Origin of the sequence: Metapseudomonas otitidis (genome assembly GCF_011397855.1) — a bacterium.
Classification (GTDB): domain Bacteria; phylum Pseudomonadota; class Gammaproteobacteria; order Pseudomonadales; family Pseudomonadaceae; genus Metapseudomonas; species Metapseudomonas otitidis.
On the sequence record NZ_AP022642.1, the window covers coordinates 1,592,026 to 1,615,814 of the forward strand.

Annotated in this window: 20 protein-coding genes; 17 read left to right on the plus strand and 3 right to left on the minus strand. The window is 67.8% G+C overall.

From position 1 onward, the window contains the following. Positions 1-225 precede the first annotated feature (225 nt). Genes PotMrB4_RS07475 through PotMrB4_RS07485 form a run of 3 tightly spaced genes read left to right on the plus strand, consistent with a single transcriptional unit; the run spans position 226 to position 3,291 of the window. Complete coding sequence (locus PotMrB4_RS07475) at positions 226-2,214, plus strand: FUSC family protein (RefSeq protein ID WP_172432917.1); 1,989 nt, start codon at positions 226-228, stop codon at positions 2,212-2,214. Beyond that, entirely contained in the window at positions 2,201-2,407 is a 207-nt protein-coding gene (locus PotMrB4_RS07480; protein WP_074969135.1) for a DUF1656 domain-containing protein, read from the plus strand. The genes PotMrB4_RS07475 and PotMrB4_RS07480 overlap by 14 nt, the downstream gene beginning before the upstream one ends. Before the next feature lie 11 nt (positions 2,408-2,418). Continuing rightward, positions 2,419-3,291 (plus strand): efflux RND transporter periplasmic adaptor subunit, encoded by an 873-nt coding sequence (locus PotMrB4_RS07485; RefSeq protein WP_172432918.1) that lies wholly within the window; start codon positions 2,419-2,421, stop codon positions 3,289-3,291. A gap of 66 nt (positions 3,292-3,357) precedes the next feature. On the opposite strand, the gene PotMrB4_RS07490 is transcribed toward PotMrB4_RS07485, so the two are convergent. Together PotMrB4_RS07490 and PotMrB4_RS07495 are read right to left on the minus strand one after the other, a co-directional pair. Next, complete coding sequence (locus PotMrB4_RS07490; RefSeq protein ID WP_044413444.1) at positions 3,358-3,828, minus strand: MaoC family dehydratase; 471 nt, start codon at positions 3,826-3,828, stop codon at positions 3,358-3,360. Then, positions 3,825-4,781: an alpha/beta hydrolase gene (locus PotMrB4_RS07495; RefSeq protein WP_172432919.1), complete on the minus strand. Its 957-nt coding sequence runs from the start codon at positions 4,779-4,781 to the stop codon at positions 3,825-3,827. Before PotMrB4_RS07495 ends, PotMrB4_RS07490 begins: the two co-directional genes overlap by 4 nt. A gap of 268 nt (positions 4,782-5,049) precedes the next feature. Between PotMrB4_RS07495 and fadD2 the strand changes: the two genes are divergently transcribed. From fadD2 to PotMrB4_RS07565, 14 genes are all read left to right on the plus strand, one after another. After that, a complete protein-coding gene (gene fadD2, locus PotMrB4_RS07500) occupies positions 5,050-6,738 on the plus strand; it encodes a long-chain-fatty-acid--CoA ligase FadD2 (protein WP_172432920.1) in 1,689 nt (562 codons plus the stop codon). A 290-nt stretch (positions 6,739-7,028) separates the two neighbouring features. Continuing rightward, positions 7,029-8,714 carry a long-chain-fatty-acid--CoA ligase FadD1 gene (fadD1, locus tag PotMrB4_RS07505; RefSeq protein WP_107328610.1) on the plus strand — a complete coding sequence of 562 codons (1,686 nt, stop codon included), beginning with the start codon at positions 7,029-7,031 and terminating at the stop codon, positions 8,712-8,714. Positions 8,715-8,976: 262 nt separating this feature from the next. Next, positions 8,977-9,804 carry an SGNH/GDSL hydrolase family protein gene (locus PotMrB4_RS07510; protein WP_172432921.1) on the plus strand — a complete coding sequence of 276 codons (828 nt, stop codon included), beginning with the start codon at positions 8,977-8,979 and terminating at the stop codon, positions 9,802-9,804. A 108-nt stretch (positions 9,805-9,912) separates the two neighbouring features. After that, a complete protein-coding gene (gene hrpA / locus PotMrB4_RS07515; protein WP_172432922.1) occupies positions 9,913-13,812 on the plus strand; it encodes an ATP-dependent RNA helicase HrpA in 3,900 nt (1,299 codons plus the stop codon). Between the two features lie 15 nt (positions 13,813-13,827). Next, on the plus strand, positions 13,828-14,352 hold the full coding sequence (locus PotMrB4_RS07520; protein WP_044413461.1) for a DUF3087 domain-containing protein: 525 nt from the start codon (positions 13,828-13,830) through the stop codon (positions 14,350-14,352). Positions 14,353-14,381: 29 nt separating this feature from the next. Further along, on the plus strand, positions 14,382-14,972 hold the full coding sequence (gene pnuC, locus PotMrB4_RS07525) for a nicotinamide riboside transporter PnuC (protein ID WP_172432923.1): 591 nt from the start codon (positions 14,382-14,384) through the stop codon (positions 14,970-14,972). Position 14,973: 1 nt separating this feature from the next. Next, positions 14,974-16,014 (plus strand): AAA family ATPase, encoded by a 1,041-nt coding sequence (locus PotMrB4_RS07530; protein WP_172432924.1) that lies wholly within the window; start codon positions 14,974-14,976, stop codon positions 16,012-16,014. 87 nt (positions 16,015-16,101) lie between these two features. Then, entirely contained in the window at positions 16,102-17,166 is a 1,065-nt protein-coding gene (locus PotMrB4_RS07535; RefSeq protein WP_172432925.1) for a sensor domain-containing diguanylate cyclase, read from the plus strand. An 83-nt stretch (positions 17,167-17,249) separates the two neighbouring features. Next, positions 17,250-17,681, plus strand: coding sequence for an HIT family protein (locus tag PotMrB4_RS07540; RefSeq protein ID WP_044413468.1), 432 nt, complete (start codon positions 17,250-17,252; stop codon positions 17,679-17,681). Positions 17,682-18,136: 455 nt separating this feature from the next. Then, entirely contained in the window at positions 18,137-19,258 is a 1,122-nt protein-coding gene (locus PotMrB4_RS07545; protein WP_044413473.1) for a beta-ketoacyl-ACP synthase III, read from the plus strand. Then, positions 19,258-19,869 carry an RNA polymerase sigma factor gene (locus PotMrB4_RS07550; protein WP_172432927.1) on the plus strand — a complete coding sequence of 204 codons (612 nt, stop codon included), beginning with the start codon at positions 19,258-19,260 and terminating at the stop codon, positions 19,867-19,869. The genes PotMrB4_RS07545 and PotMrB4_RS07550 overlap by 1 nt, the downstream gene beginning before the upstream one ends. After that, positions 19,863-20,096, plus strand: a complete 234-nt coding sequence (locus PotMrB4_RS07555; RefSeq protein ID WP_074969113.1) for an anti-sigma factor — start codon at positions 19,863-19,865, stop codon at positions 20,094-20,096. The genes PotMrB4_RS07550 and PotMrB4_RS07555 overlap by 7 nt, the downstream gene beginning before the upstream one ends. A gap of 257 nt (positions 20,097-20,353) precedes the next feature. Next, entirely contained in the window at positions 20,354-21,685 is a 1,332-nt protein-coding gene (locus tag PotMrB4_RS07560; protein WP_074969111.1) for an OprO/OprP family phosphate-selective porin, read from the plus strand. 189 nt (positions 21,686-21,874) lie between these two features. Further along, positions 21,875-23,002: a GNAT family N-acetyltransferase gene (locus PotMrB4_RS07565; RefSeq protein WP_172432928.1), complete on the plus strand. Its 1,128-nt coding sequence runs from the start codon at positions 21,875-21,877 to the stop codon at positions 23,000-23,002. A gap of 3 nt (positions 23,003-23,005) precedes the next feature. On the opposite strand, the gene PotMrB4_RS07570 is transcribed toward PotMrB4_RS07565, so the two are convergent. Next, positions 23,006-23,272 carry a DUF2790 domain-containing protein gene (locus PotMrB4_RS07570; RefSeq protein ID WP_044413486.1) on the minus strand — a complete coding sequence of 89 codons (267 nt, stop codon included), beginning with the start codon at positions 23,270-23,272 and terminating at the stop codon, positions 23,006-23,008. Positions 23,273-23,789 lie beyond the last annotated feature (517 nt).

The following is a 23,789-nucleotide window of genomic DNA, read 5'->3' on the forward strand; positions in this document are numbered from 1 at the left end:
CAGGGGGCCGAAATTGATCTGGATCAATGGCCGCAGGGCCCGTCCCGCAAGGTCTGCGGGTAACTGATCCAGGTCAATTTTCCAGGGGGTCCCCTGCGCCGGATGGGGCATTTCAGAGCCTTTCGACAGGGAAGGAGAGGGGGGAGATGATCAGACGAATCCAGGGCCGTGCCGTACAGGCGGGCGGCCGCCTATGCTTGCCGCACCTCTTCCAAGGTTCCCGACGTGCGTGAAACCCTGAAGGCCTTCCTCGCCCCCGACCTCCCGGCCCTGCAGTTCGCCATCAAGACATTGCTCGGGGGCGGCCTGGCGCTCTGGTGTGCGCTGCGCTTCGGCCTGGAGCAGCCGCAATGGGCGCTGATGACCGCCTTCATCGTGGCCCAGCCGCTGTCCGGGATGGTGGTGCAGAAGGGCCTGGCGCGGCTGCTCGGCACCCTGGTCGGAACCACCATGGCCGTGGTGATCATGGCGCTGTTCGCCCAGACGCCCTGGCTGTTCCTCTTCGTCCTGGCCACCTGGCTGGCGCTGTGCACGGCGGCCTCCACCATGCTGCGCAGTGCCTGGTCGTACGCCTTCGTCCTAGCCGGCTACACGGTGGCCATCATCGGCCTGCCGGCCATCGCCCACCCGCTCAATGTCTTCGACCAGGCCGTGGCCCGCTGCACCGAGATCTGCCTCGGCATCCTCTGTGCCACCGCCACCAGCGCGCTGATCTGGCCGCAGCGGGTGGAGCGCCAGCTGGTGCGCCAGGCCACCGAGGCCTGGGAGAGCGGCATCCGTGCGGCCCGCTCGGCCCTGGACGGTGCGCCCTACGAGCGCCAGGGGCTGCTGGGTGTCCTGGGGCGCCTGGTGGCCGTGGATGCCCAGCGCGAGCACGCCTGGTTCGAAGGCGCGCGCGGCCGGCGTCGCGCCGCCGCCTTGCGGGTGCTCAGCCGCGACCTGCTCAGCGTGCTGCGGCTGGCGCGTGGGGTGGCACGCCAGTGGCGGCAGCTGTCGGACGACGAGGCCGAGCGCCTGGCCCCCTGGCTGGAGGCCGTGCGACAGGCGCTGGAGTCACCCGATCCGGCACGCCTCGAAGCCCTGGGGCAGCGCCTGCTGGAGGCGGCCGAATCCCCCGAACTGAGCGTGGTGCAGCAATACTGCCTGGGGCGCCTGGCGGTCACCCTCCGCCAGGTACGGGCCGCCGCCGCAGCGCTGGAGGCCGTGGAGCGTGGCGCTCCCACCGAGGACAGTTCGGCGCCCCTGTCCTGGCACCACGACCTGCCCACGGCCTTGCTCTACGGCTCCCGCAGCGGGCTGGCCTTCCTCGGGCTGGCGACCTTCTGGATGGCCACCGCCTGGACCTCCTCCATCGGCGCGCTGACCCTCACCTGCGTGGTCTGCAGCCTCTTTGCCAGCCGCGAGAACGCCGCGCAGATCGGCCTGATGTTCCTGCGCGGCATCCTCTATGCGCTGCCGGTGGCCTTCTTCATCGGCCAGGTGGTACTGCCCCAGTTCAGTGGCTTCCCGCTGCTCTGCATGGCCCTCGGCGTGCCGCTGTTCTTCGGCACCCTGGGCATGGCGCGGCCGGCCCTGAGCGGCACGGCCACCTCGTTCTGCCTGCACTTCATCGTGCTGTGCGCACCGCAGAACACCATGCACTTCGACGTTGCGGTGTTCCTCAACGAAGCCCTGTCCATCCTGCTGGGGGTCGGTTTCGCCGTGCTGGTGTTCCGCCTCATCGTGCTGACCCACCCCGGCTGGCATGGCCGGCGGCTGCTGCGGGCCACCTTCAGCGACCTGGGCCGGCTCACCCACCGCACCCTGGCGGGGGCGGAGAACTGGTTCGGCGGGCGCATGGCCGACCGCCTGCTGCAACTGGCCCGCCACTACCCGGCGCTGCCCAGCCAGTCCCGCAACCGTTGGGACGACGGTATCACCAGCCTCGACATCGGTGACGAACTGCTGCACCTGCGCCGTTGCCTGGCCGTGGGGGAGCGCTCCCTCGGCGCCTCCGAGGCGCGCTTTCTCGAACGGATCGAGCCACTGCTGGAGCAGGGGCCGGCGCCGGAGCGGGCGGATGCGATGGACGCGCCGTCCGAACAACTGATCCAGGCCCTGCGCGAGGCCGGCAACAGCATCGACCGGCGGCTGGCCCTGGCGGCCTTGCTGCAGTTGCGGCAGAGCTGGCGGCAGTGGTGTGAACAACAGGAGGCGAGCCATGGGCTTGCGTGAATGGTCACTGGGCGGCGTATTGCTCAGCCCGCTGCTGATCTACGCCCTGGCGGCGCTGCTGGTGACCGGCGTGCTGCGCCTGGCGCTGCAGCGGCTGGGCCTGGCGCGCTGGATCTGGCACGAGGCGCTGTTCGATACCGCCCTCTATGTCTGTGTACTGTCGGTGCTGGTCGCCATCTTCGGGCACTGGTGAAGGAGAAAACCATGGGTTCCACCTTGCGTGTCGTTGTCACCCTGGCGCTGGTCGCCGCAGCCGTTGTGGGGGGCTACAGCCTCTGGCAGCACTACATGCTCGCGCCCTGGACGCGGGACGCGCGCATCCGCGCCGACGTGGTGGTGATAGCACCGGACGTGTCCGGCTGGGTGGTGGACCTGAAGGTCCGAGACAACCAGCAGGTGAAGGCCGGGGACCTGCTGATGACCATCGACCGCGACCGCTACGAGGCCGCCCTGGAAAAGGCCCGCGCCGTCGCCGAAACCCGCCAGCAGCAACTGCGCCTGCGTGAGCACGAGGCCTCGCGCCGCGCCAGCCTCGGCCCCCAGGCCATCAGCGCGGAGCTGCGGGAGAACGCCCAGATCACCGCCGACATCGCCCGGGGCGAATACCGCCAGGCCCAGGCCGACGTGAAGGTCGCCGAGTTGAACCTGGCCCGCAGCGAAGTGCGTGCCCCGCGCAGCGGCCAGGTCACCAACCTGCGCCTGGCCCAGGGCAACTACGCCAGCGCCGGGCAGCCGGTGATGGCACTGGTGGACGACCAGTCCTTCTACGTGCAGGCGTACTTCGAGGAGACCAAGCTGCCCGGCATCCGTGTGGGCGCACCGGTGGACATCTGGCTGATGAGCGCCGGCCAGCCGCTCAAGGGCACGGTGGAAAGCGTCAGCCGCGGCATCACCGACCGCAACGCCAGCCCGGACGGGCAACTGCTCGCCAACGTCGAACCCACCTTCAACTGGGTACGCCTGGCCCAGCGCATCCCGGTACGGATCAAACTCGACCAGGTACCGGACACCATCCAGCTCAGTGCGGGGATGACCGCCAGCGTCACGGTCGGGGATCAGCCGCAGGCGCAGGACTAGCCGGAAGCTCCCCCGGAACGAAAAAGCCCGGCGATTGCCGGGCTTCCTTCATCAGGGCTGCGGGGTTCAGCCAATGGTGATCGGCGGCAGCTCCGGCAGCTCGATGGCGAGCGATTGCTTGGGCGCCAGTACCTCGGCCTCGCCGTCCACCACCTGCTCGGCGTTCTGGTTGAACACGCGGGTGGCGATGCGCACGCGGTTCTTCGGCAGCTTCTCGAGGATCTCCAGTTCCACGGTCAGGCTGTCGCCCAGCTTCACCGGGCGGGTGAACTTCAGTTGCTGGCCCAGGTAGATGGTGCCCGGCCCGGGTAGCTCGCAGGCGATGGCCGCGCTGATCAGGGCGCCGCTGAACATGCCGTGGGCGATGCGTTCCTTGAAGAGCGTGCCGGCCGCGTACTCGGCATCCAGGTGCACCGGGTTGCGGTCGCCGGACAGGGCGGCGAACAACTGGATGTCACGCTCCTCCACCTGCTTCGCGTAGCTGGCCTTCTGGCCGACTTCGAGGGCGTCGTAGGTGAAGTTGGTTACCTGGCTCATGGCGTCTCCTTGTTCGGTTGGCAGGCTCGACCCTGGGCGAGGGCGTGCCCCAGCCAGTCGAGCAGATGATTCGTCACCTCGTCGCGGTTGGTCTCGTTGAACAACTCGTGGCGGGCGTCGGGGTAGATCCTCAGTTGCACGTCGCGCACACCGGCCGAGCGCAGGGCATTGGCCAGGTCCTCCAGGCGCTTGCCGTCGCTGACCGGGTCGCACGCGCCGCCGATCACCAGCAGGGGCAGGCCCGGGTCGATCTGCGCCAGGTGGCCGATAGGCGTGATGTTCTGAAGCCCGCCGAGCAGGTCGAGCCACAACTGGTTGGTGCAGCGGAAGCCGCAGAGGCTGTCGTTGACGTACTTGTCCACCTCGTCCGGGTCGCGGCTGAGCCAGTCGAAGGGCGTGCGGTTGGGTTTGAAGGCCTTGTTGAACGAGCCGAAGGAGAGGAACTCGATCAGCGCGCTGCGGCCGTTCGGGCCCTGGCGCCAGCGTTCCAGCCGTGCCACCACGGCAGCCGCGCGGTACAGCCCCACCGGCTGGTAGTTGGAGCCGGAAAGGATGGCCCCCTGCAGGCTGCAGCTGTGGCGCATCAGGTAGCCCTGGGCGATGTAGCTGCCCATGCTGTGGCCGAGCAGGATGATCGGCGTCTGCGGGTGCTGCTGGCGGATGTGGTGGTTGAGGGCCGCGAGGTCGGCGATCACCTTGTTCCAGCCGTCGTGCTCGGCGTACAGGCCGAGTATGCCGTGCTGGGCGGTGCGCCCGTGGCCGCGCTGGTCGTGGGCGTAGACCTCGACGCCCGCCGCCACCAGCGCGGATGCCAGCCGCGCGTAGCGGCCGCTGTGCTCGGCCATGCCGTGGGCGATCATCACCACCGCCCGGGGTGGCTCCTCGCCGCTCCAGCGGTTCACGTAGAGCGGGGCGGCATCGCTGGCGGTGAGCCAGAAAGCGTCGTGGCGCATGGCCAATCCTTTTGGCGGGAGTGGAGTGATCGGCGCATTGTGCACGGGGGCCGGGGCGGCGCAAAGGGGCTGCACTGCGTGACCGGTCGGTCCTGCGCGGACCGTTTCGACAGCCTTTGTTCAGCCGCTCAGGCACGGGCTGTTGCGGCGAGATTCACGGGATCAATGAGAGCGCTTGGCGTATTTGCGCACGCGGGTGGACCTGCTACTTTCCGGGCAGTCCCGCAGCGCGGGCCAGACACATTCAGGGCAAATGAGGACAACAACAATGCAACCTGATTTCTGGAGCGACAAACGCCCTGCCGGCGTACCGGACCAGATCGACCTGGCGGCCTACCGTTCCGTGGTCGAGGTGTTCGAGCGTTCCTGCAAGAAATTCGCCGACCGCCCGGCCTTCCACAACCTGGGCGTGACCCTGACCTACGCCGAGCTGGACCGCCTGTCCGCCGCCTTCGCCGCCTACCTGCAGAAGCACACGGACCTCAAGCCCGGCGACCGCATCGCCGTGCAGATGCCCAACGTCCTGCAGTACCCCATCGCCGTGTTCGGCGCCCTGCGCGCCGGCCTGGTGGTGGTCAACACCAACCCCCTCTACACCGCCCGCGAGATGCGCCACCAGTTCAAGGACGCCGGCGTGCGGGCCCTGGTGTACATCAACCTGTTCGGCAAGCTGGTGCAGGAAGTGCTGCCCGACACCGAGATCGAGCACCTGATCGAGGCGCGCATGGGGGACATGCTGCCCAGCCTCAAGGGCTGGCTGGTCAACACCGTGGTGAAGAAGGTCAAGAAGATGGTGCCGGACTACCACCTGCCCCAGGCCGTCTCCTTCAAGGACGCCCTGCGCCAGGGCCGGGGCCATGGCCTCAAGCCGGTCAGTGTCGGCCTGGAAGACCTTGCCGTGCTGCAGTACACCGGCGGCACCACGGGCGTGGCCAAGGGCGCGATGCTCACCCACGGCAACCTCGTGGCCAACATGCAGCAGGTCAACGCCTGCCTGTCGCAGCTGGGCCCGGATGGCCAGCCGCTGATGAAGCAGGGGCAGGAGATCATGATCGCGCCGCTGCCGCTCTACCACATCTACGCCTTCACCGCGAACTGCATGTGCATGATGGTCAACGGCAACCTCAACGTGCTGATCACCAATCCGCGCGACATCCCCGGCTTCGTCAAGGAGCTGAAGAAGTGGCGCTTCTCCGCGCTGCTGGGCCTCAACACGCTGTTCGTCGCGTTGATGGACAACCCCGACTTCAAGGACCTGGACTTCTCCAACCTCAAGGTCACCAACTCCGGCGGCACCGCCCTGGTCAAGGCCACCGCCGAGCGCTGGCAGGCCGTCACCGGCTGCACCGTGGTGGAGGGCTACGGTCTCACCGAGACCTCCCCGGTGGCCAGCGCCAACCCCTACGGTGCCCAGGCCCGCCTGGGCACCGTAGGCATCCCGGTGCCCGGCACCGCCTTCAAGGTGATCGACGACGACGGTAACGAACTGCCCCTGGGCGAGCGCGGCGAGCTGTGCATCCAGGGCCCGCAGGTGATGAAGGGCTACTGGAACCGCCCCGAAGCCACCGCCGAGGTGCTGGACGCCGAGGGCTGGCTGAAGACCGGCGACATCGCCGTGATCGACCCGGACGGCTACGTGCGCATCGTCGACCGCAAGAAGGACCTGATCATCGTCTCCGGCTTCAACGTCTACCCCAACGAGATCGAGGACGTGGTCATGGCCCACCCGAAGGTGGCCAGCTGCGCCGCCATCGGCGTGCCCGACGAGAAGTCCGGCGAGGCGGTGAAGCTGTTCGTCGTCGCCCGCGAGGGCGGCGTTTCCGTCGAGGAGCTGAAGGCCTACTGCAAGGAAAACTTCACCGGCTACAAGGTGCCCAAGCACATCGTCCTCAAGGACGCCCTGCCCATGACGCCGGTCGGCAAGATCCTCCGTCGCGAGCTGCGCGACATCGCCTGATCCACCCCCTCCGACCCTCGCACCTGCCGCCCGGCAGTGTGCGAGGGTTCACAAACCGCCCTGGGACGCGCTTTCTACGCCAGTTAGGTGGTTTGCTCTAAAGGTGACTGATTGGTTTTATCTGGTCATTTTGTTGACTGGAAAGGGTCTATTTGGCTCTGGTCGCCTTTTTTCAAAGCTGATAATCTCGGCGCGCTTTTCGCCCTGGGAAGGGCCTGAAACCGCACAGACCACAAAAAACAACTGCCTCGTGCAGTGAAGATCAGCTGTTGCTCAGGAGTGGGCTTTCCATGACCGATAACTTCTGGACGGACAAGTATCCAGCAGGCGTTCCTGCGGAAATCAATGCCGACGCTTACCCCAACATTCAGGCGGTATTGAAAGAGTCCTGCCAACGCTTTGCCGACAAGCCCGCATTCAGCAACCTGGGCAAGACCCTCACCTACGGTGAGCTCTACGCACTCTCCGGTGCCTTCGCCGCCTACCTGCAGAACCACACCGACCTGCAGCCCGGCGACCGTATCGCCGTGCAACTGCCCAACGTCCTGCAGTACCCCGTCGTGGTCTTCGGCGCCCTGCGCGCCGGCCTGGTGGTGGTGAACACCAACCCGCTGTACACCGCGCGGGAGATGGAGCACCAGTTCAACGACTCCGGCGCCAAGGCCCTGGTGTGCCTGGCCAACATGGCCCACCTGGCCGAGAGCGTGCTGCCCAAGACCGGCATCCGCCATGTGGTGGTGACTGAAGTGGGCGACCTGCTGCCGCCGCTCAAGCGCCTGCTGGTGAACAGCGTCATCAAGTACGTGAAGAAGATGGTCCCGGCCTTCCACCTGCCCCAGGCCGTCAAGCTCAACCAGGCACTGGCCAAGGGCCAGGGCAAGGCCGTGCGCGAAGCCTCGCCGGCCGCCAACGACGTTGCCGTGCTGCAGTACACCGGCGGCACCACCGGCGTGGCCAAGGGCGCGATGCTCACCCATCGCAACCTCATCGCCAACATGCTGCAGTGCAAGGCGCTGATGGGCGCCAACCTCAATGAAGGGTGCGAGGTGCTCATCACCCCGCTGCCGCTCTATCACATCTACGCCTTCACCTTCCATTGCATGGCGATGATGCTGACCGGCAACCACAACATCCTGATCAGCAACCCGCGCGACCTGCCGGCGATGGTCAAGGAACTGGGCAACTGGAAGTTCACCGGCTTCGTCGGCCTCAACACCCTGTTCGTTGCCCTGTGCAACAACGAGGACTTCCGCAAGCTCGACTTCTCCGCCCTCAAGCTCACCCTGTCCGGCGGCATGGCCCTGCAACTGGCTGCGGCCGAGCGCTGGAAAGAGGTCACCGGCTGCGCCATCTGCGAAGGCTTCGGCATGACCGAGACCAGCCCCGTGGTGTCGGTGAACCCGTTCCAGAGCATCCAGATCGGCACCATCGGCATCCCGGTCCCCTCGACCCAGTGCAAGGTGGTGGACGACGAGGGCAACGACCTCGCCATCGGCGCCATCGGCGAGCTGTGCGTCAAGGGCCCGCAGGTGATGAAGGGCTACTGGCAGCGCCAGGACGCCACCGACGAGATCCTCTCGGCGGACGGCTGGCTGAAGACCGGCGACATCGGCCTGATCCAGGAAGACGGCTACATGCGCATCGTCGACCGCAAGAAGGACATGATCCTGGTCTCCGGCTTCAACGTGTACCCGAACGAGCTGGAAGACGTGCTCGCCACCCTGCCGGGCGTGCTGCAATGCGCTGCCATCGGCATCCCGGACGAGAAGTCCGGCGAGGCGATCAAGGTCTTCGTGGTGGTCAAGCCGGGTGCCAGCCTGACCAAGGACGAGGTGATGCAGCACATGCGCGCCAACGTCACCGGCTACAAGGTCCCGCGCTCCGTCGAGTTCCGCGACAGCCTGCCGACCACCAACGTCGGCAAGATCCTGCGCCGTGAACTGCGTGACCAGGAACTGAAGAAGCTCAAGGGCTGATCCGTCCCGGCATGAACGAGCCCCGCACCTGCGGGGCTTTTTCTTTGCCTCGCCCGATGCAATCACCCCAGCAGAGGTAGCCCGGGCTTCAGCCCGGGAGCGCCCCGTGCCTCCAGCCGCTTCGCCAGCTCTACCGAACGGTATGACCTCCCGTCACCCCCGCCCGCTGCCAGCATTGCGACAGCGGTGGATTCGCATAACCTGCGCCGGTCCGCGGGCCCGTGGCCCGCACCGTTGCGCTTCCTGGGGGACCTCCATGCGTATGAACGTGCGTCGAATCCTCCTGGCCTGGATGCTGGGAGTTGTCGTCGTCGGCCCGAGCGTGGCCGCTGAAAGCCCGTCCGCGAAACCGCTGATCGGCTCCGCCTCGCCGCAGGCCGTGATGGGCCGCCCGCTCAGCGTGCTGTTCGTGGGCAACAGCTACACCTTCTTCAACGACCTGCCGACCATGGTCCGGCAGATGTCGCTCGACGCCGCCCAGCCGCGCCCGCTGGACGTGCGCGACGTCACCTTCGGCGGCGCCAGCCTGGAGGCCCACTGGAACCGCGGCGTGGTGCAGCAGGTGCTGGCCAGCCAGCACTGGGACTACGTGGTGATCCAGGACTTCAGCACCATGCCGGTGGACAACCCCGAGAAGACCCGCACCTACGTGCGCCTGATGGCCGCCGAGGCACGCAAGGCCGGCGCCCAGCCGATCCTCTACCTGACCTGGGCACGCCAGGCGAACCCGGCCATGCAGGCGCAGCTCGATGCCGTCTACACCGGCCTGGCCAACGAGACCCACGCGCTGCTGGCCCCGGTCGGGCAGGCCTGGAAGCAGGCCCTGGCGGCCACCCCGCAACCGCACCTGTTCATCGAGGACGGCAGCCACCCGAGCTACAGCGGCAGCTACCTGACCGCCTCGGTGTTCTACGCGCTGATCTACGGCGTGCAGCCGCCGGCACCGTCCAGCGAGCAGGCCGCGCGCCTGGACCACGACAGCAGCAGCGCCCTGCAGGGCTTCGCCTGGAATTCCCTGCAGGCCCAGGACCTGGCCCTGCGCACCGTCCCGGCCGAGCTGCGCAGCCTGCCGGTCACCGCCACCCGCTGACCCGTTCCGCCCCGCGCCGCCGAGCCATCGGCGCGCGGGCGCTTCCCGGTGCGGTGCGGGGGCGGAATCTGCGACAATCGCGCCTTTGCCACGATTGCCCAGCGCCTGATGACCGACATCGCCTCCCTGCACAAGAACCTCGACCACGCCCTGATCGCCGACCGCCATCGCCTGCGCCGCCAGCTCCACGAGCTGCACAAGAAGCCGGACGAGGCGAAGCTCGCCCAGTGGCTGGAACGCTTCCAGGCTTCCTGCGCCAAGGTCGAGGCTCGTCGCGCCAGCGTGCCGCGCATGCGCTACGACGACGCCCTGCCCATCGCCGCCAAGCGCGACGAGATCAAGGCCGCCCTGGAGAAGCACCAGGTGCTGGTGATCGCCGGCGAGACCGGTTCGGGCAAGACCACCCAGCTGCCGAAGATCTGCCTGGAGATCGGCCGCGGCACCCATGGCCTGATCGGCCACACCCAGCCGCGCCGGCTGGCTGCGCGCAGCGTGGCGACCCGCGTGGCCGAGGAGATCGGCACGCCCCTGGGCGAACTGGTGGGCTACCAGGTGCGCTTCGAGGACCAGTCCAACGAGCGCAGCCTGGTCAAGCTGATGACCGACGGCATCCTCCTGGCTGAAACCCAGCACGACCGCCTGCTCGAGCGCTACGACACGATCATCGTCGACGAGGCCCACGAGCGCAGCCTCAACATCGACTTCCTCCTGGGCTACCTGAAGACCCTGCTGCCGCGCCGCCCGGACCTGAAGCTGATCATCACCTCGGCGACCATCGACCTGGAGCGCTTTTCCAAGCACTTCGGCGACGCGCCCATCGTCGAAGTCTCCGGCCGCACCTACCCGGTGGAGACCTGGTACCGGCCCCTGGCCGCCGAGGTGGACGAGAACGGCGAGCCGCTGTTCGACGACCTGTCGGTGGACCAGGGCATCCTCCGCGCCCTGGACGAGATCGCCGACCACGAGCGCGCCGAAGGCAAGCGCCCGGGCGACGTGCTGGTGTTCCTCCCCGGCGAGCGCGAGATCCGCGACGCCGCCGAGGTGCTGCGCAAGGCCAACCTGCGCCACACCGAGGTGCTGCCGCTGTATGCACGGCTGACCCCGGCCGAGCAGCAGAAGATCTTCGCGCCCATGCCGGGCCGCAAGATCGTGCTCGCCACCAACGTCGCCGAAACCTCGCTGACGGTGCCCGGCATCCGCTACGTGATCGACAGCGGCACCGCGCGCATCAGCCGCTACAGCTACCGCGCCAAGGTCCAGCGCCTGCCCATCGAGGCCGTGTCCCAGGCCAGCGCCAACCAGCGCAAGGGCCGCTGCGGGCGGGTCGAACCGGGCATCTGCGTGCGCCTGTACAGCGAGGAGGACTTCCTCGGTCGCCCCGAGTTCACCGACCCGGAGATCCTGCGCACCAACCTGGCGGCGGTGATCCTGCAGATGCTCCACCTGCGCCTGGGCGACATCGCCGACTTCCCCTTCATCGAACCGCCGGACGGCAAGGCGGTGAGCGACGGCTTCACCCTGCTGCAGGAACTCTCGGCGGTGAACCGCGAGGGCCAGCTCACGCCCCTGGGCCGCCAGCTGGCACGCCTGCCGGTGGACCCGCGCCTGGGCCGCATGCTGTTGGAGGCCGCCCACCAGGGCAGCCTCGACGAGGTGCTGCTGATCACCAGCGCGCTCTCGGTGCAGGACCCGCGCGAACGGCCGATGGATCGCCAGCAGGCCGCCGACCAGGCCCACGCGCAGTGGAAGGACGCCGATTCCGACTTCGCCGCGCTGGTCAACCTCTGGCGCGGCTTCGAGGAGCAGCGCCAGGCACTGGGCTCCAACGCCCTGCGCACCTGGTGCCGCAAGAACTTCCTCAACTACATGCGCCTGCGCGAGTGGCGCGATGCCCACCGCCAGCTGACGCTGATCTGCCGCGAACTCAAGCTGACCCTCAACAAGGAGCCGGCTGACTACCCGCGCGTGCACAAGGCGCTGCTCTCCGGCCTGCTCAGCCAGATCGGCCAGAAGAGCGAGGACGGCGACTACCTCGGTGCCCGCCAGCGGCGTTTCTGGATCCACCCCTCCACCGTGATCGCCAAGAAGCGGCCGCAATGGATCATGGCCGCCGAGCTGGTGGAGACCACCAAGCTGTTCGCACGCATGGTCGCCAAGATCGACCCCGACTGGCTGGAACCCCTGGCCGGCCACCTGGTGAAGAAGAATCACCTGGAGCCGCACTGGGAGAAGCGCCGTGGCCAGGTCGTGGCCTACGAGCAGGTCACCCTCTACGGGCTGATCGTGGTCGGCCGTCGCCCGGTGCACTACGGCCCCATCGACCCGCCGGTGGCGCGCGAGCTGTTCATCCGCGAGGGCCTGGTGCGGGGCGAGATCCACAGCCGCGCCAAGTGCCTGGCCGCCAACCGCCAGTTGCTGGAACGGCTCGACGAGCTGGAGGCCAAGGCCCGCCGCCGCGACATCCTCGCCGACGAGGAAACCCTCTTTGGCTACTACGCCGCGCGCCTGCCCGAGGACATCTACCAGACCGCCAGCTTCGAGAAGTGGTACGAGCGCGAGCGGGCGAAGAACCCCGAGCTGCTGATCATGCGTGAGGAGGACGTGCTGGCCCGCGAAGCCAGCGAAGTCACCGCCGCGCAGTACCCGGACACCCTGCGCATCGGCGAGCTGCAACTGCCGCTGGACTACCACTTCGAACCCGGCCACCCGCGTGACGGCGTGACCCTGCGGGTGCCCGCGCCCCTGCTGCCGCAGCTGCCCGCCGAGCGCCTCGACTGGCTGGTGCCCGGCCTGCTGGAAGCCAAGTGCGTGGCCCTGGTGCGCAACCTGCCCAAGGCCATCCGCAAGAACTTCGTGCCGGTGCCGGATTTCGTGAAGGCCGCGCTGGCCAAGCTGGCCTTCGCCCAGGGCTCGCTGCCCGAGGCGCTGGGCCGCGAACTGCAGCGCATGACCGGCGCTCGCGTGCCCGAGGAGGCCTGGGCGGAAGCCGCCGGCCTGCTGGAGCAGCACCTGAAGATGAACATCGAGGTGGTGGACGCGCGCGGCAAGTTCCTCGGCGAAGGCCGCGACCTGGCCGAGCTGACCGCGCGCTTCGCCGAGGCCAGCCAGGCCGCCTTGGCCATCCCGCAGAAGCAGGGCGAGCAGCGCCCGGTGGAAGCCAAGGGCTTCGCCCAGGTGGCGGAGAAGACCCAGCAGAAGGTCGCCGGCCTGTCCATGACCGTCTACCCGGCGCTGGTGGAGGAGGGCGGCAGCGTCAAGGAAAGCCGCTTCCCCACCCAGGCCGAGGCCGACTGGCAACACCGCCGCGCCCTGCAGCGCCTGCTGCTGCAACAACTGGCCGAGCCGGCCAAGTACCTGCGCGGCAAGCTGCCGGGCCTGACCGAGCTGGGCCTGCTGTACCGCGACATGGGCCGGGTCGACGCGCTGGTGGAGGACATCCTCCTGGCCAGCCTCGACAGCTGCATCCTCGACGGCGAAGCCAGCCTGCCCCGCGATGGCGCGGCCCTGGCCTCGCTGGCGGAGAAGAAGCGCGGTGCCTGGGCCGAGCACGCCGAACGCCTGGCCCGCCTGACCCTGGACATCCTCAAGCTCTGGCATGGCCTGCAGAAGCGCTTCAAGGGCCGCATCGACCTGGCTCAGGCGGTGGCGCTCAACGACATCAAGGCGCAGCTGGGCAACCTCGTGTACCCGGGTTTCGTCCGCGAGACCCCGGCCGAGTGGCTGAAGGAAGTGCCGCGCTACCTCAAGGCCATCGAGCAGCGCTTCGACAAGATCGGCGCCCAGCTGCAGCGTGACCGCGTCTGGTCCGGCGAGCTGGCCGGCTACTGGGAGCAGTACCAGGCGCGCCTGGCCAAGCATGCCCAGGAAGGCAAGCGCGACCCCGAGCTGGTGCTGTACCGCTGGATGCTGGAGGAGTACCGCGTGTCCCTCTTCGCCCAGCAGTTGGGGACGAAGATGCCGGTCTCCGACAAGCGTCTCAACAAGCAGTGGACCCAGGTGGAGGGTTGATCCGTGAGTGATGTGCTGTTCGAAATCCGCCCCATGAGCCCCGAGCTGTACCGTGAGAAGACCCGGCGCATCGCCATCGGCATCGCCGTGCTGTTCATCGCCCTGGCCATGCTGTTCGCCACCGCCAGCGTGCAGCTGTTCGGCACCCCCGGTGGCGACAACTTCCGCTGGAACCTGGCCGGCGTGCTGGCCGGGCTGGCGGTGACCGTGGCCCTGGTGCGCCTGCAGCTCTGGCCGCGCCCGTTCATGGCACCGGCGGTCTATGGCTGGGGGCTCAAGCGCAGCCTGATGCGCGTCACCAACCTGATGCACCGGGTCAAGGCCGGCGTCGCCGTGAACGACCCGGCGGCGATGAAGCTGCTGCGCTTCTACCACCTGGGCGTGACCCAGATGCACCAGCTGGACGGCAACACCTCCGACCTCAGCCAGATGGTCCGCGAGATCGATGCGCACCGCGAGGCCATGCTGGCCTTGGGGCTCGACCCGGAGCAGGGACGCCTGGAGCGCGACTGGCTGGACGCGGTCAAGCGCTTCGGCTGAACCCGGCCGCATCGGACAAGAACGACCCCATGCCTTCCATCCTCGAACTCGTCGCCGACCTGGTGAACCTGATCGCCGTGCTGCTGGCGGCGCGCAACAGCGTGCACACCTGGTCCAGCGGCATCCTCGGCTGCGTGCTGTTCGGCTGGTTGTTCTTCGAATCCCAGCTGTATGCCGACGTCACCCTGCAGGGCTTCTTCATCGTCACCAGCGCCCTGGGCTGGTGGGCCTGGTTGCGTGGCAACGCCGGCACCCAGCTGCCGGTGAGCCGCACCGCGCCAGGCACGCTGGCGTGGATGGCGGCCCTGGCGGTGGTGGTAGCGCTGGCCTACGGGGCGCTGCTGCACCACTTCACCGACGCCTACGCACCGCTGGTGGATTCCCTGGTGCTGACCTTCAGCGTGCTGGCACAACTGTTGCTGATGCGCCGGCGCCTGGAGAACTGGTACGCCTGGCTGCTGGTGAACACCCTGGCGGTGCCGCTCTACGCCTCCCGCGAGCTGTACCTCACCGCCGGGCTCTACACGCTGTTCTGGTGCAATGCCTGGTACGGCCTGTACCGCTGGCGCCGCGAGCTGCGCGAGGCCACCGCGCCCCTGGCCGGACAGGAACCGGCCTGAGATGAACACGGCCTTTCGCACCGGCCTGGTGGTGGGCAAGTTCTCGCCGCTGCACCTGGGCCATGAGCGGCTGATCCGCGCGGCCCGGGGGCAATGCGAGCGGCTGTTGCTGCTTTGCTGGTCCCTCCCCGAGCTGCCGGGTTGCGAGGCCGGGCGCCGTGAGCGCTGGCTGCGCCTGCGCTTTCCGGAGTTGCAGGCCGAGGTGGTCACCCCGGCCCGCATCCAGGCCTGGCGGGAGGAGGGCAAGCGCCTGCCCGACCTGCCCCACAACGACGCCCCCGAGTTCGAGCCGCGCCAGTTCGTCGCCGAGTTCTGCCAGGCGGTGTTCGGCACCACGGTGGACGCGGTGTTCACCAGCGAGGGCTATGGCGAGGGGTTTGCCGCGCACCTGGCGGGTATCTTCGGGCACCCGGTGCAGCACGTCTGCGTCGACCCGCAGCGCCTCGCCGTGCCCGTCTCCGGCACCCGCCTGCGGGCCGACCCCCACGGGTTGCGGGACTTCCTCGCCCCCGAGGTGCACGCCGACTTCGTCGAACGGATCGTCCTGCTCGGTGGCGAATCCACCGGCAAGAGCAGCCTCGCCATCGCCCTGGCCGCCGCGCTCGACGCGCCTTGCGTGGCCGAGTTCGGCCGCGAGCACTGGGTGGCGAAGGACGGCCAGCTGGAGTACGACGACCTGCTGCACATCGGCCGCACCCAGGTGGCGCGGGAAGACCAGGCGGCACTCACGGCCGGGCGCTACCTGGTCTGTGACACCTCGGCGCTGACCACGCTGTTCTACAGCCACGCGATGTTCGGCCGCGCCGAGGCCGAGCTGGCCACCCTGGCCGAACGCCCCTATGCGCACACCTTCCTCTGCGCCGACGACTTCCCCTTCGTGCAGGACGGTACCCGCCAGGACGACACCTTCCGCCGTCGCCAGCAGGCCTGGTACCGCGCGGAACTGCAGCGCCGCGGCTGGCCCTTCCAGGTACTCACCGGTCCGCTGGAGGCGCGGGTGGAGCAGGTGCTGGACGCCCTGCACGGTGGCTCCCCGGGCTGAAGCCCGGGCTACGGGGCGGCGAGCTACGTGGTGAGGGTGGTGGCGCCGTGCTATACAGCCCGGCAGGACTCCCGAGAGTGAACGACCATGGCCAGGCAGAACGGCAGCAGTACCGTCCCGGCAGTGCCTTCCGGCAAGCACGGGCACAGCCGCTTCGTCTGGCGGGCCCTGTTGCCTCGTGCCCTGGGGCTGCCTGTCGGCGCCTTGTGCCTTGCCCTGCCGCTGTGGGAGTTGCACCGACCGGCGTGGGTCTGGGTGCTGCTGGCGTTGTTCTCCTTCGTCTGGCCCTGGGTGGCCCTGGCGTTGAGCCGGAGCTACCAGGACCCGGTGCGCAACGAGCGCCGGCACATCCTGTTCGACTCCTTCGCCGGCACTTTCTGGATCGCCACCGCCGGCTTCAGCCCGCTTGCCACCTGCGTGGCCTTCGCCATGCTGCAGGCGAACAACGTCGCCGCCGGCGGCATCCGCTTCGTGGCCCAGGGCCTGCTGGCGCAGCTGGCCGGCGTGGGGGCGGGCATCCTGGTGTTCGGCTTCACTTTCCACAGCCCCATCACCCTGCAGCACCTGCTGCTGTGCCTGCCGATGATGCTGCTGCACCCCCTGGTGATCGGCGCCACCCTCTATGACCTGGCCCAGAGCGTGGCGCGCAGCCGCAAGGCGCTGCGCACCCTGAGCCAGACCGACAGCCTCACCGGCCTCTACAACCGCCGCCACTGGACCGAGCAGGCCCAGCAGGAATTCCTCCGCTGCCAACGGGGTGGCCAGCCCGCCTGCCTGGCGCTGGTGGACCTGGATCACTTCAAGGCCGTCAACGACACCCGTGGCCACCTGGCCGGCGACGAGTTGCTGGAGCGCCTGGGCCGGGGCTTGCGCGAGACCCTGCGGGACACCGACCTGTGCGGGCGCTATGGCGGCGACGAGTTCTGCGTGCTGCTGCCGATGACCCAGGAGGAGGGCGCCCGGGTGCTGCTGGAGCGCCTGCGCGAGAAGATCGCCCGCGAGGAAGGCGATGTGGGGCTGAGCATCGGCCTGGTCGCCTTCGACGGGCGCATGGCGTCGGTGGAGGACTGGATCCGCGCAGCGGACCAGGCGCTCTACCGGGCCAAGTCCCAGGGGCGCAACCGGGTGGTGGTGCTGGAACGCACGGGGTAACACCAGCACGGTGCCGGGGGTTCAACTCCGGCGCCGCAGCGGGTAAGGTGCGCGGCTGACCAGTCGGCATATGGAGCGCCACGATGAGCCTTCACGGTACCTACGATCCGCAGAACATCTTTGCCCAGATCATCCGGGGCGATGCCCCGTGCTACAGGCTCTACGAAGACGACGACGTGCTCGCCTTCCTCGACCTGTTCCCGCAGTCCTACGGCCATGCCCTGGTGATCCCCAAGCGCTCGGCGGCGCGCAACCTGCTGGACGTGGACCCGGAGGCGCTGGCCAAGGTGATGGCCGTGGTGCAGCGGCTGTCCCGCGTGATCACCGAGGAGCTGAAGCCGGCCGGTGTCCAGGTGGCCCAGTTCAACGGCGCCCCGGCCGGGCAGACCGTGTTCCACCTGCACTTCCACATCATTCCCCGCTACGAGGGTGAAGGCCTGGGCATCCACGCCAGCCAGAAGGCCGACCCCGCCGTGCTGGAAGCACTCCAGGCGCGCATCAGCCGCCATCTGTAAGGCCTGTTGCCCTCGCGCTGCGAGGGCATCCTGGCCGAAATTCCATGCATTTTGGCCACATGAACGCCGACGTTGAGACGCATCGCTGTGTCTTCCAGGTGCTCTCGAGCTTCTACGCAAAAGTGTGACTTGTAAGTCTTTTCTGATTGACGCTTGCTTGTTTTCCTACGGCTGCTGGCCCTCCCGCAGGATTGCGCCGGTGGTCTGCCGTTGCGCTCCGGCAGGCGCCAGAAGGGCCCGTGCTGTGGCAAACTTCGCCGCCAGCAAGCGCCTCGCCCGTTATCCTGCGTGGGCCGTGCCCAGTCCGGGGCACGGATGACTTGTCAACCCGTTCCACCCACCATCCCGCTGCCCGGAGATGGCCCAATTTCAGACGCCGGGCGCGCCCTGTCGGCCGGCGAACCAACTGCCTAACCGGCTGTGCCCGTCACAGCCCCGCAATGAGAGGATCGACCGTGCACAACGTCGTGATCAGTGGCACCGGCCTTTACACCCCGTCCAACAGCATCTCCAACGAAGAACTCGTGGCTTCCTTCAACGCCTACGTGCAGGCCTTCAACGCCGATAACGCCGCTGCCATCGAGCGCGGCGAGGTTGAGGCGCTGGCCGAGTCCAGCGTGGCGTTCATCGAGAAGGCCTCGGGCATCAAGAGCCGCTTCGTGGTGGACAAGGCCGGCATCCTCGATCCGCAGCGCATGGTGCCGCGCATCCCCGAACGCTCCAACGACGAGTGGGGCATCCTCTGCGAGATGGCCGTGGGCGCGGCCCGCGAGGCCCTGGAGCGTGCCGGCCGTACTGCTGCCGATATCGACGGCGTGATCGTCGCCTGCTCCAACCTGCAGCGCGCCTACCCTGCAGTGGCCATCGAGGTCCAGGCTGCACTGGGCATCCAGGGCTACGGCTACGACATGAACGTCGCCTGCTCCTCCGCCACCTTCGGCATCCAGGCGGCCGTGACCGCGATCCAGACCGGCCAGGCCCGCGCCATCCTCATGGTCAACCCGGAGATCTGCACCGGCCACCTGAACTTCCGCGACCGCGACAGCCACTTCATCTTCGGCGACGCCGCCACCGCAGTGATCCTGGAGCGCGCCGACAAGGCCACCTCCAAGCACCAGTTCGAAGTCGTCGGCACCAAGCTGCTGACCCAGTTCTCCAACAACATCCGCAACAACTTCGGCTTCCTCAACCGCGCGGCGGAAGAGGGCATCGGTGCCCGCGACAAGCTGTTCGTGCAGGAAGGCCGCAAGGTGTTCAAGGACGTCTGCCCGATGGTGGCCGAGCTGATCGCCGCGCACCTGCAGGAGAACGACATCGACGTCACCCAGGTGAAGCGCTTCTGGCTGCACCAGGCCAACCTGAACATGAACCTGCTGATCGCCCGCAAGCTGCTGGGCCGTGACGCCGAGCCCCAGGAAGCACCGGTGATCCTCGACACCTACGCCAACACCAGCTCCGCCGGTTCGGTAATCGCCTTCCACAAGCACCAGGACGACCTGCCCAGCGGCAGCCTCGGCGTGCTCAGCTCCTTCGGCGCCGGTTACTCCATCGGCAGCGTGATCCTGCGCAAGCGCTGATGCCCCTCCCTGCGGACGCCGAACTGCTGCCCCGCCTGCGCGCGGGGGAGCCTTCGGCGTTCCGCCAGCTCATCGCCGCCCACCAGGGCGCGATGCGCGCGGTGGCCTACGCCATCGCCGGCCCCCGCCATGTCGAAGAAGTGGTCCAGGACGCCTGGCTGGCCGCCGTGCGCGCGCTCGACGGTTTCGAAGGCCGCTCCAGCCTCAAGACCTGGCTGCTCACCATCGCCGCCAACACCGCCCGTACCCGCGCCAGCCAGGCCCGGCGGGAGGTGCTGCTGGATGACCTGCCGGCGCCCCATGGCAGCATTGATGACGCCCGCTTCGCCCCTGACGGCCATTGGCTGCGCCCGCCCAGCGCCTGGCACGAGGACTCGCCGGAAGCCCTGCTGCAGGCCGACGAGCTGCGCCAGTGCCTGGAGCAGACCCTGCTGAGCCTGTCCGACCTGCAGCGCAGCGTGTTGCTGTTGCACGAGCGCGAAGGGCTGGCGCCGGAGGCCATCTGTAATCTCCTGGACGTTTCGCTCTCCAATATGCGCGTGCTGCTGCACCGCGCGCGCCTGAAGGTCTTCGCCACCCTGGAGCACTACGAGGAGACGGGCCAATGCTGAACTGCCGAGCGCTGGTGGCCTGCTCCAGCGACTACCTCGACGGCCGCCTCGGGCTGCTGGCGCGCCTCGATGCGCGCCGCCATCTGCTGTTTTGCGCCGATTGCCGGCGCTTCATCCACCAGCTGGCGGTGACCCGCGAGGTGGTGCGGCATCTGCCTGATGCTTCCCCGGGGGAAGTGGACGTACTGGCCCAGCGCCTGGCCGACGAGCGCCGCTCCCGGGGCTGACGCACCCTCGCCACCGTTCTGTCATCTTTCCCGCCGCCACGAACCTGTACGCCCTGCTTGATGGCCGGCTGGAACCCGCATGGGTGCTGGCTTTGAGCCTTATTTCCCATCGGACTTAAAAAGTTCCTATGTCATAAAACATTTATCTAAAAGCAACTGAGCTGAAATAACCCCCCGCCAACATTCCCCACCAGCACGAACGAGCCCCGAGGGCTCGGGTGTTTTTCCAGCACTAAGACCAATTAGGGGAATCTTCGATGATCCGTAAGCACCTCGCCGGTATTGCCGCCAGCGCCATCGCCCTGGCCATTTCCGCCCAGGCCTTCGCAGGTACCGTGACCACCGACGGCACCGACATCGTTATCAAGACCAAGGGCGGCCTGGAAGTCGGCACCACCGACAAGGCGTTCAGCTTCAAGCTCGGCGGCCGTCTGCAAGCCGACTATGGCCGCTTCGATGGCCTGTACACCCGCAACGGCGACACCGGTGACGCGGCCTACTTCCGTCGTGCTTACCTGGAACTGTCCGGCGTGGCCTACACCGACTGGGCCTATGCCGTGGCCTACGACTTCTCCGAGAACTCCGGCAACAGCAGCGGCGCGCCCAGCAGCGGCAACTTCGACGAAGCCTCGATCAGCTACACCGGCTTCAACCCGATCACCATCCGCTTCGGTCGCTTCGACCCGGACTTCGGCCTGGAGAAAGCCACCAGCTCCAAGTGGGTGACCGCGCTCGAGCGCAGCGCCATGAACGAAGTGATCGACTGGGCCAACACCCACCAGGACGGCATGGGCATCCAGTTGCAGGCGCTGATCAGCAACTACGCCTACGTGTCCACCAGCCTGAGCAGCAAGGACGCCAACGACGACGAAGGCGACAGCGTCAAGCAGTTCAACGCCCGCGCCGTATTCGCGCCGATGGCCGAAGCCGGCAACGTGCTGCACTTCGGTGCCAACTTCGCCCGCCGCAACCTGGACGACGTGGCCGGTGCCGACGTTCGCTACCGCTCCCGCCTGGGCATGCGCGGTGTAGACACCAACGGCGGCAACGCCTCCGGCAACCTGGGCAACCGTGCTGTGCTGGCCGGTACCAACTCCGCCACTTCCTTCTGGGATGACGACTCCGCCTACGGCCTGGAAGCCGCCTACGCAACCGGCCCGTTCTCCCTGCAGGGCGAATGGATGAAGCGTGAGACCAAATCCGCCGGCACCCAGTCCGACCTCGAAGCCTCCGGCTTCTACGTCCAGGCTGCCTACACCCTCACTGGCGAGGCTCGCGGCTACAAGATGGGCAAGTTCGACTCCATCAAACCGACCAACAAGCAGACCGGCGCCTGGGAAGTCTATTACCGCTACGACAGCATCTCGGCTGACAACGATGTCGCCGTCGCTGCCGCCGCCAACCAGACCTACCTGCGTGATGCCCAGGACACCAAGGCCAAGGTGCACAACCTCGGTGTGAACTGGTACGCCAACGAAGCGGTGAAGATCAGCGGCATGTACACCAAGGCCAAGACTGACCACTTCACCAACCGCAATGGCGACGACAGCGGCGACGGCTTCGTCATCCGCGCGCAATACGTGTTCTAAGCAACTCCGTTCATCCGCTCCTTCTTGGGCCCCGCTTCGGCGGGGCTTTTTTATGGCGCGGATTTTCGCGGTCGGACCCGCGTGCGCGACGCCTTGTGGGAGCGGCTTCACCCGCTCTGCACCAGGGGCGTCGGCAATTTCTCCACGGCGGACTTTTTTTCGACTGCGCCCCGCGCCAGACTGCTCGCCATGCCTATCCAGACCCTCACCCGACTCTCCGACCTGGCGCCCGAGCACTGGGACGCCCTGCTGCCCGATGACCAGCCCTTCCTGCGCCATGCCTTCCTCTCGACCCTGGAGGACAGCGGCAGTGTGGGGGGACAGTCCGGCTGGTACCCGGCGCACCGGCTGCTGCTGGACGACCAGGGCCTCCTGCGCGCGGCGATGCCGGCCTATGTGAAGGTGCACTCCTACGGTGAGTACGTGTTCGACTGGTCCTGGGCCGATGCCTGCCAGCGTGCCGGGATCGGCTACTACCCCAAGCTGCTGGGGGCCGTGCCGTTCTCCCCGGTCGGCGGCGCGCGCCTGCTGGCGGTGGACGCCAGCGCGGCGTCGGCGCTGCTGGAGGGGGTGACCGAAGCCCTCGACGCGGAGGACCTGTCGAGCCTGCATCTGAATTTCACCGATGCCTTCGCCGACGCGGTGCTGCGCGGGCGCGAGCACTGGCTGGAGCGCCTGGGCTGCCAGTACCACTGGCACAACCGGGGCTACCGGGACTTCCAGGACTTTCTCGATGCATTCGCCTCGCGCAAGCGCAAGCAGGTGCGCAAGGAGCGTGAGCAGGTGGCGGGGCAGGGGATCGATTTCCAGTGGCGCGAGGGGTACGAGCTGCTGGAGGCGGACTGGGACTTCGTCTATGCCTGCTACGCCAACACCTATGCGGTGCGGGGGCAGACGCCCTACCTGACGCGCGCCTTCTTCAGCCTGTTGGCCGAGCGCATGCCTCAGGCCATTCGCGTGGTGTTCGCGGTGCAGGCAGGCCGGCCGGTGGCCATGGCGTTCTCGCTGGTGGATGGCAGCACCCTGTACGGGCGTTACTGGGGCTGCCTGGCGGAGTTCGACCGCCTGCATTTCGAGACCTGTTTCTACCAGGGCATCGAGTGGGCGATCCGCGCCGGGCTGTCGCGTTTCGACGCCGGCGCCCAGGGCGAACACAAACTGATCCGGGGCTTCGAGCCGGTCGTGACCCGCTCCTGGCACCTGCTGCTCCACCCCGGCTTGCGCGCGGCAGTGGCGGACTTCCTGGCCCAGGAACGCCCCGCGATCCTCCGTTATGCCGAGGAGGCGCGGGGCCTGTTGCCCTATCGCCAGGGCTGAGCCTCAGCCGTTGCTGAGGGTGCTGCCGCCCCATTCCAGGTAGCGCATCTTGTGCACGTCGCCCTGGCTGTCCTCGTACACCATCACCACCGGCACCACGCCGGCACGGCTGCTGTTGTCGGTGCGGTAGAGCACTTTCTTCACGTCGACCTGCATCCCGTAGTGGTACTCCTCCACCGGGAGGCCGGCGCCGGGGTCGCGGCTTTCGGCGGCGAACACGGTGGGGGCGAGGCTGGAGAGAACGGCGGTGACGGCGGCTGCGATTTTCATGACGGTCTTTCCTCGATCAGTGGGTGGCGCTCCGACCGAAGCCCGGGGCCTGTGGCGCGGCTTCGGTGGGGGCCGGGAACGGGGTCTATATGACCACCGCCCCTTTCATCGCGGAAATTGATGGTTCTTCTAGTCGAGATCATCGGGATTGATAGTCGACACGGGCTCCCTGTGGCCGCCATGCGCGGGAATGGTGGATGGAAAGAGCGCCATCCACCCTACGCAACCACTGGCACCCCGTAGGGTGGATCGCGCTTCATCGATCCACCGTTGCGGTGTGGCCGATGTGGCGGGTGGGTTCCTCAAAACCGTTGCATTGATCGTCGCGATGCGCTTCGTGGCCTCAGCACATCCTACGGGCTGAGCCTGTGGCTGTTGCAGCATGGCCGATGTGTCGGTGGGCTCAGACCGTTGCGGTGCGGCCTGATGCGCTTCGTGGCCTCAGCGCATCCTACGGGCCGTACCTGTGGCCGTAGGATGGGCTTCGCTGTGCGAAGCCCATGGTGTTCGGAGGGTG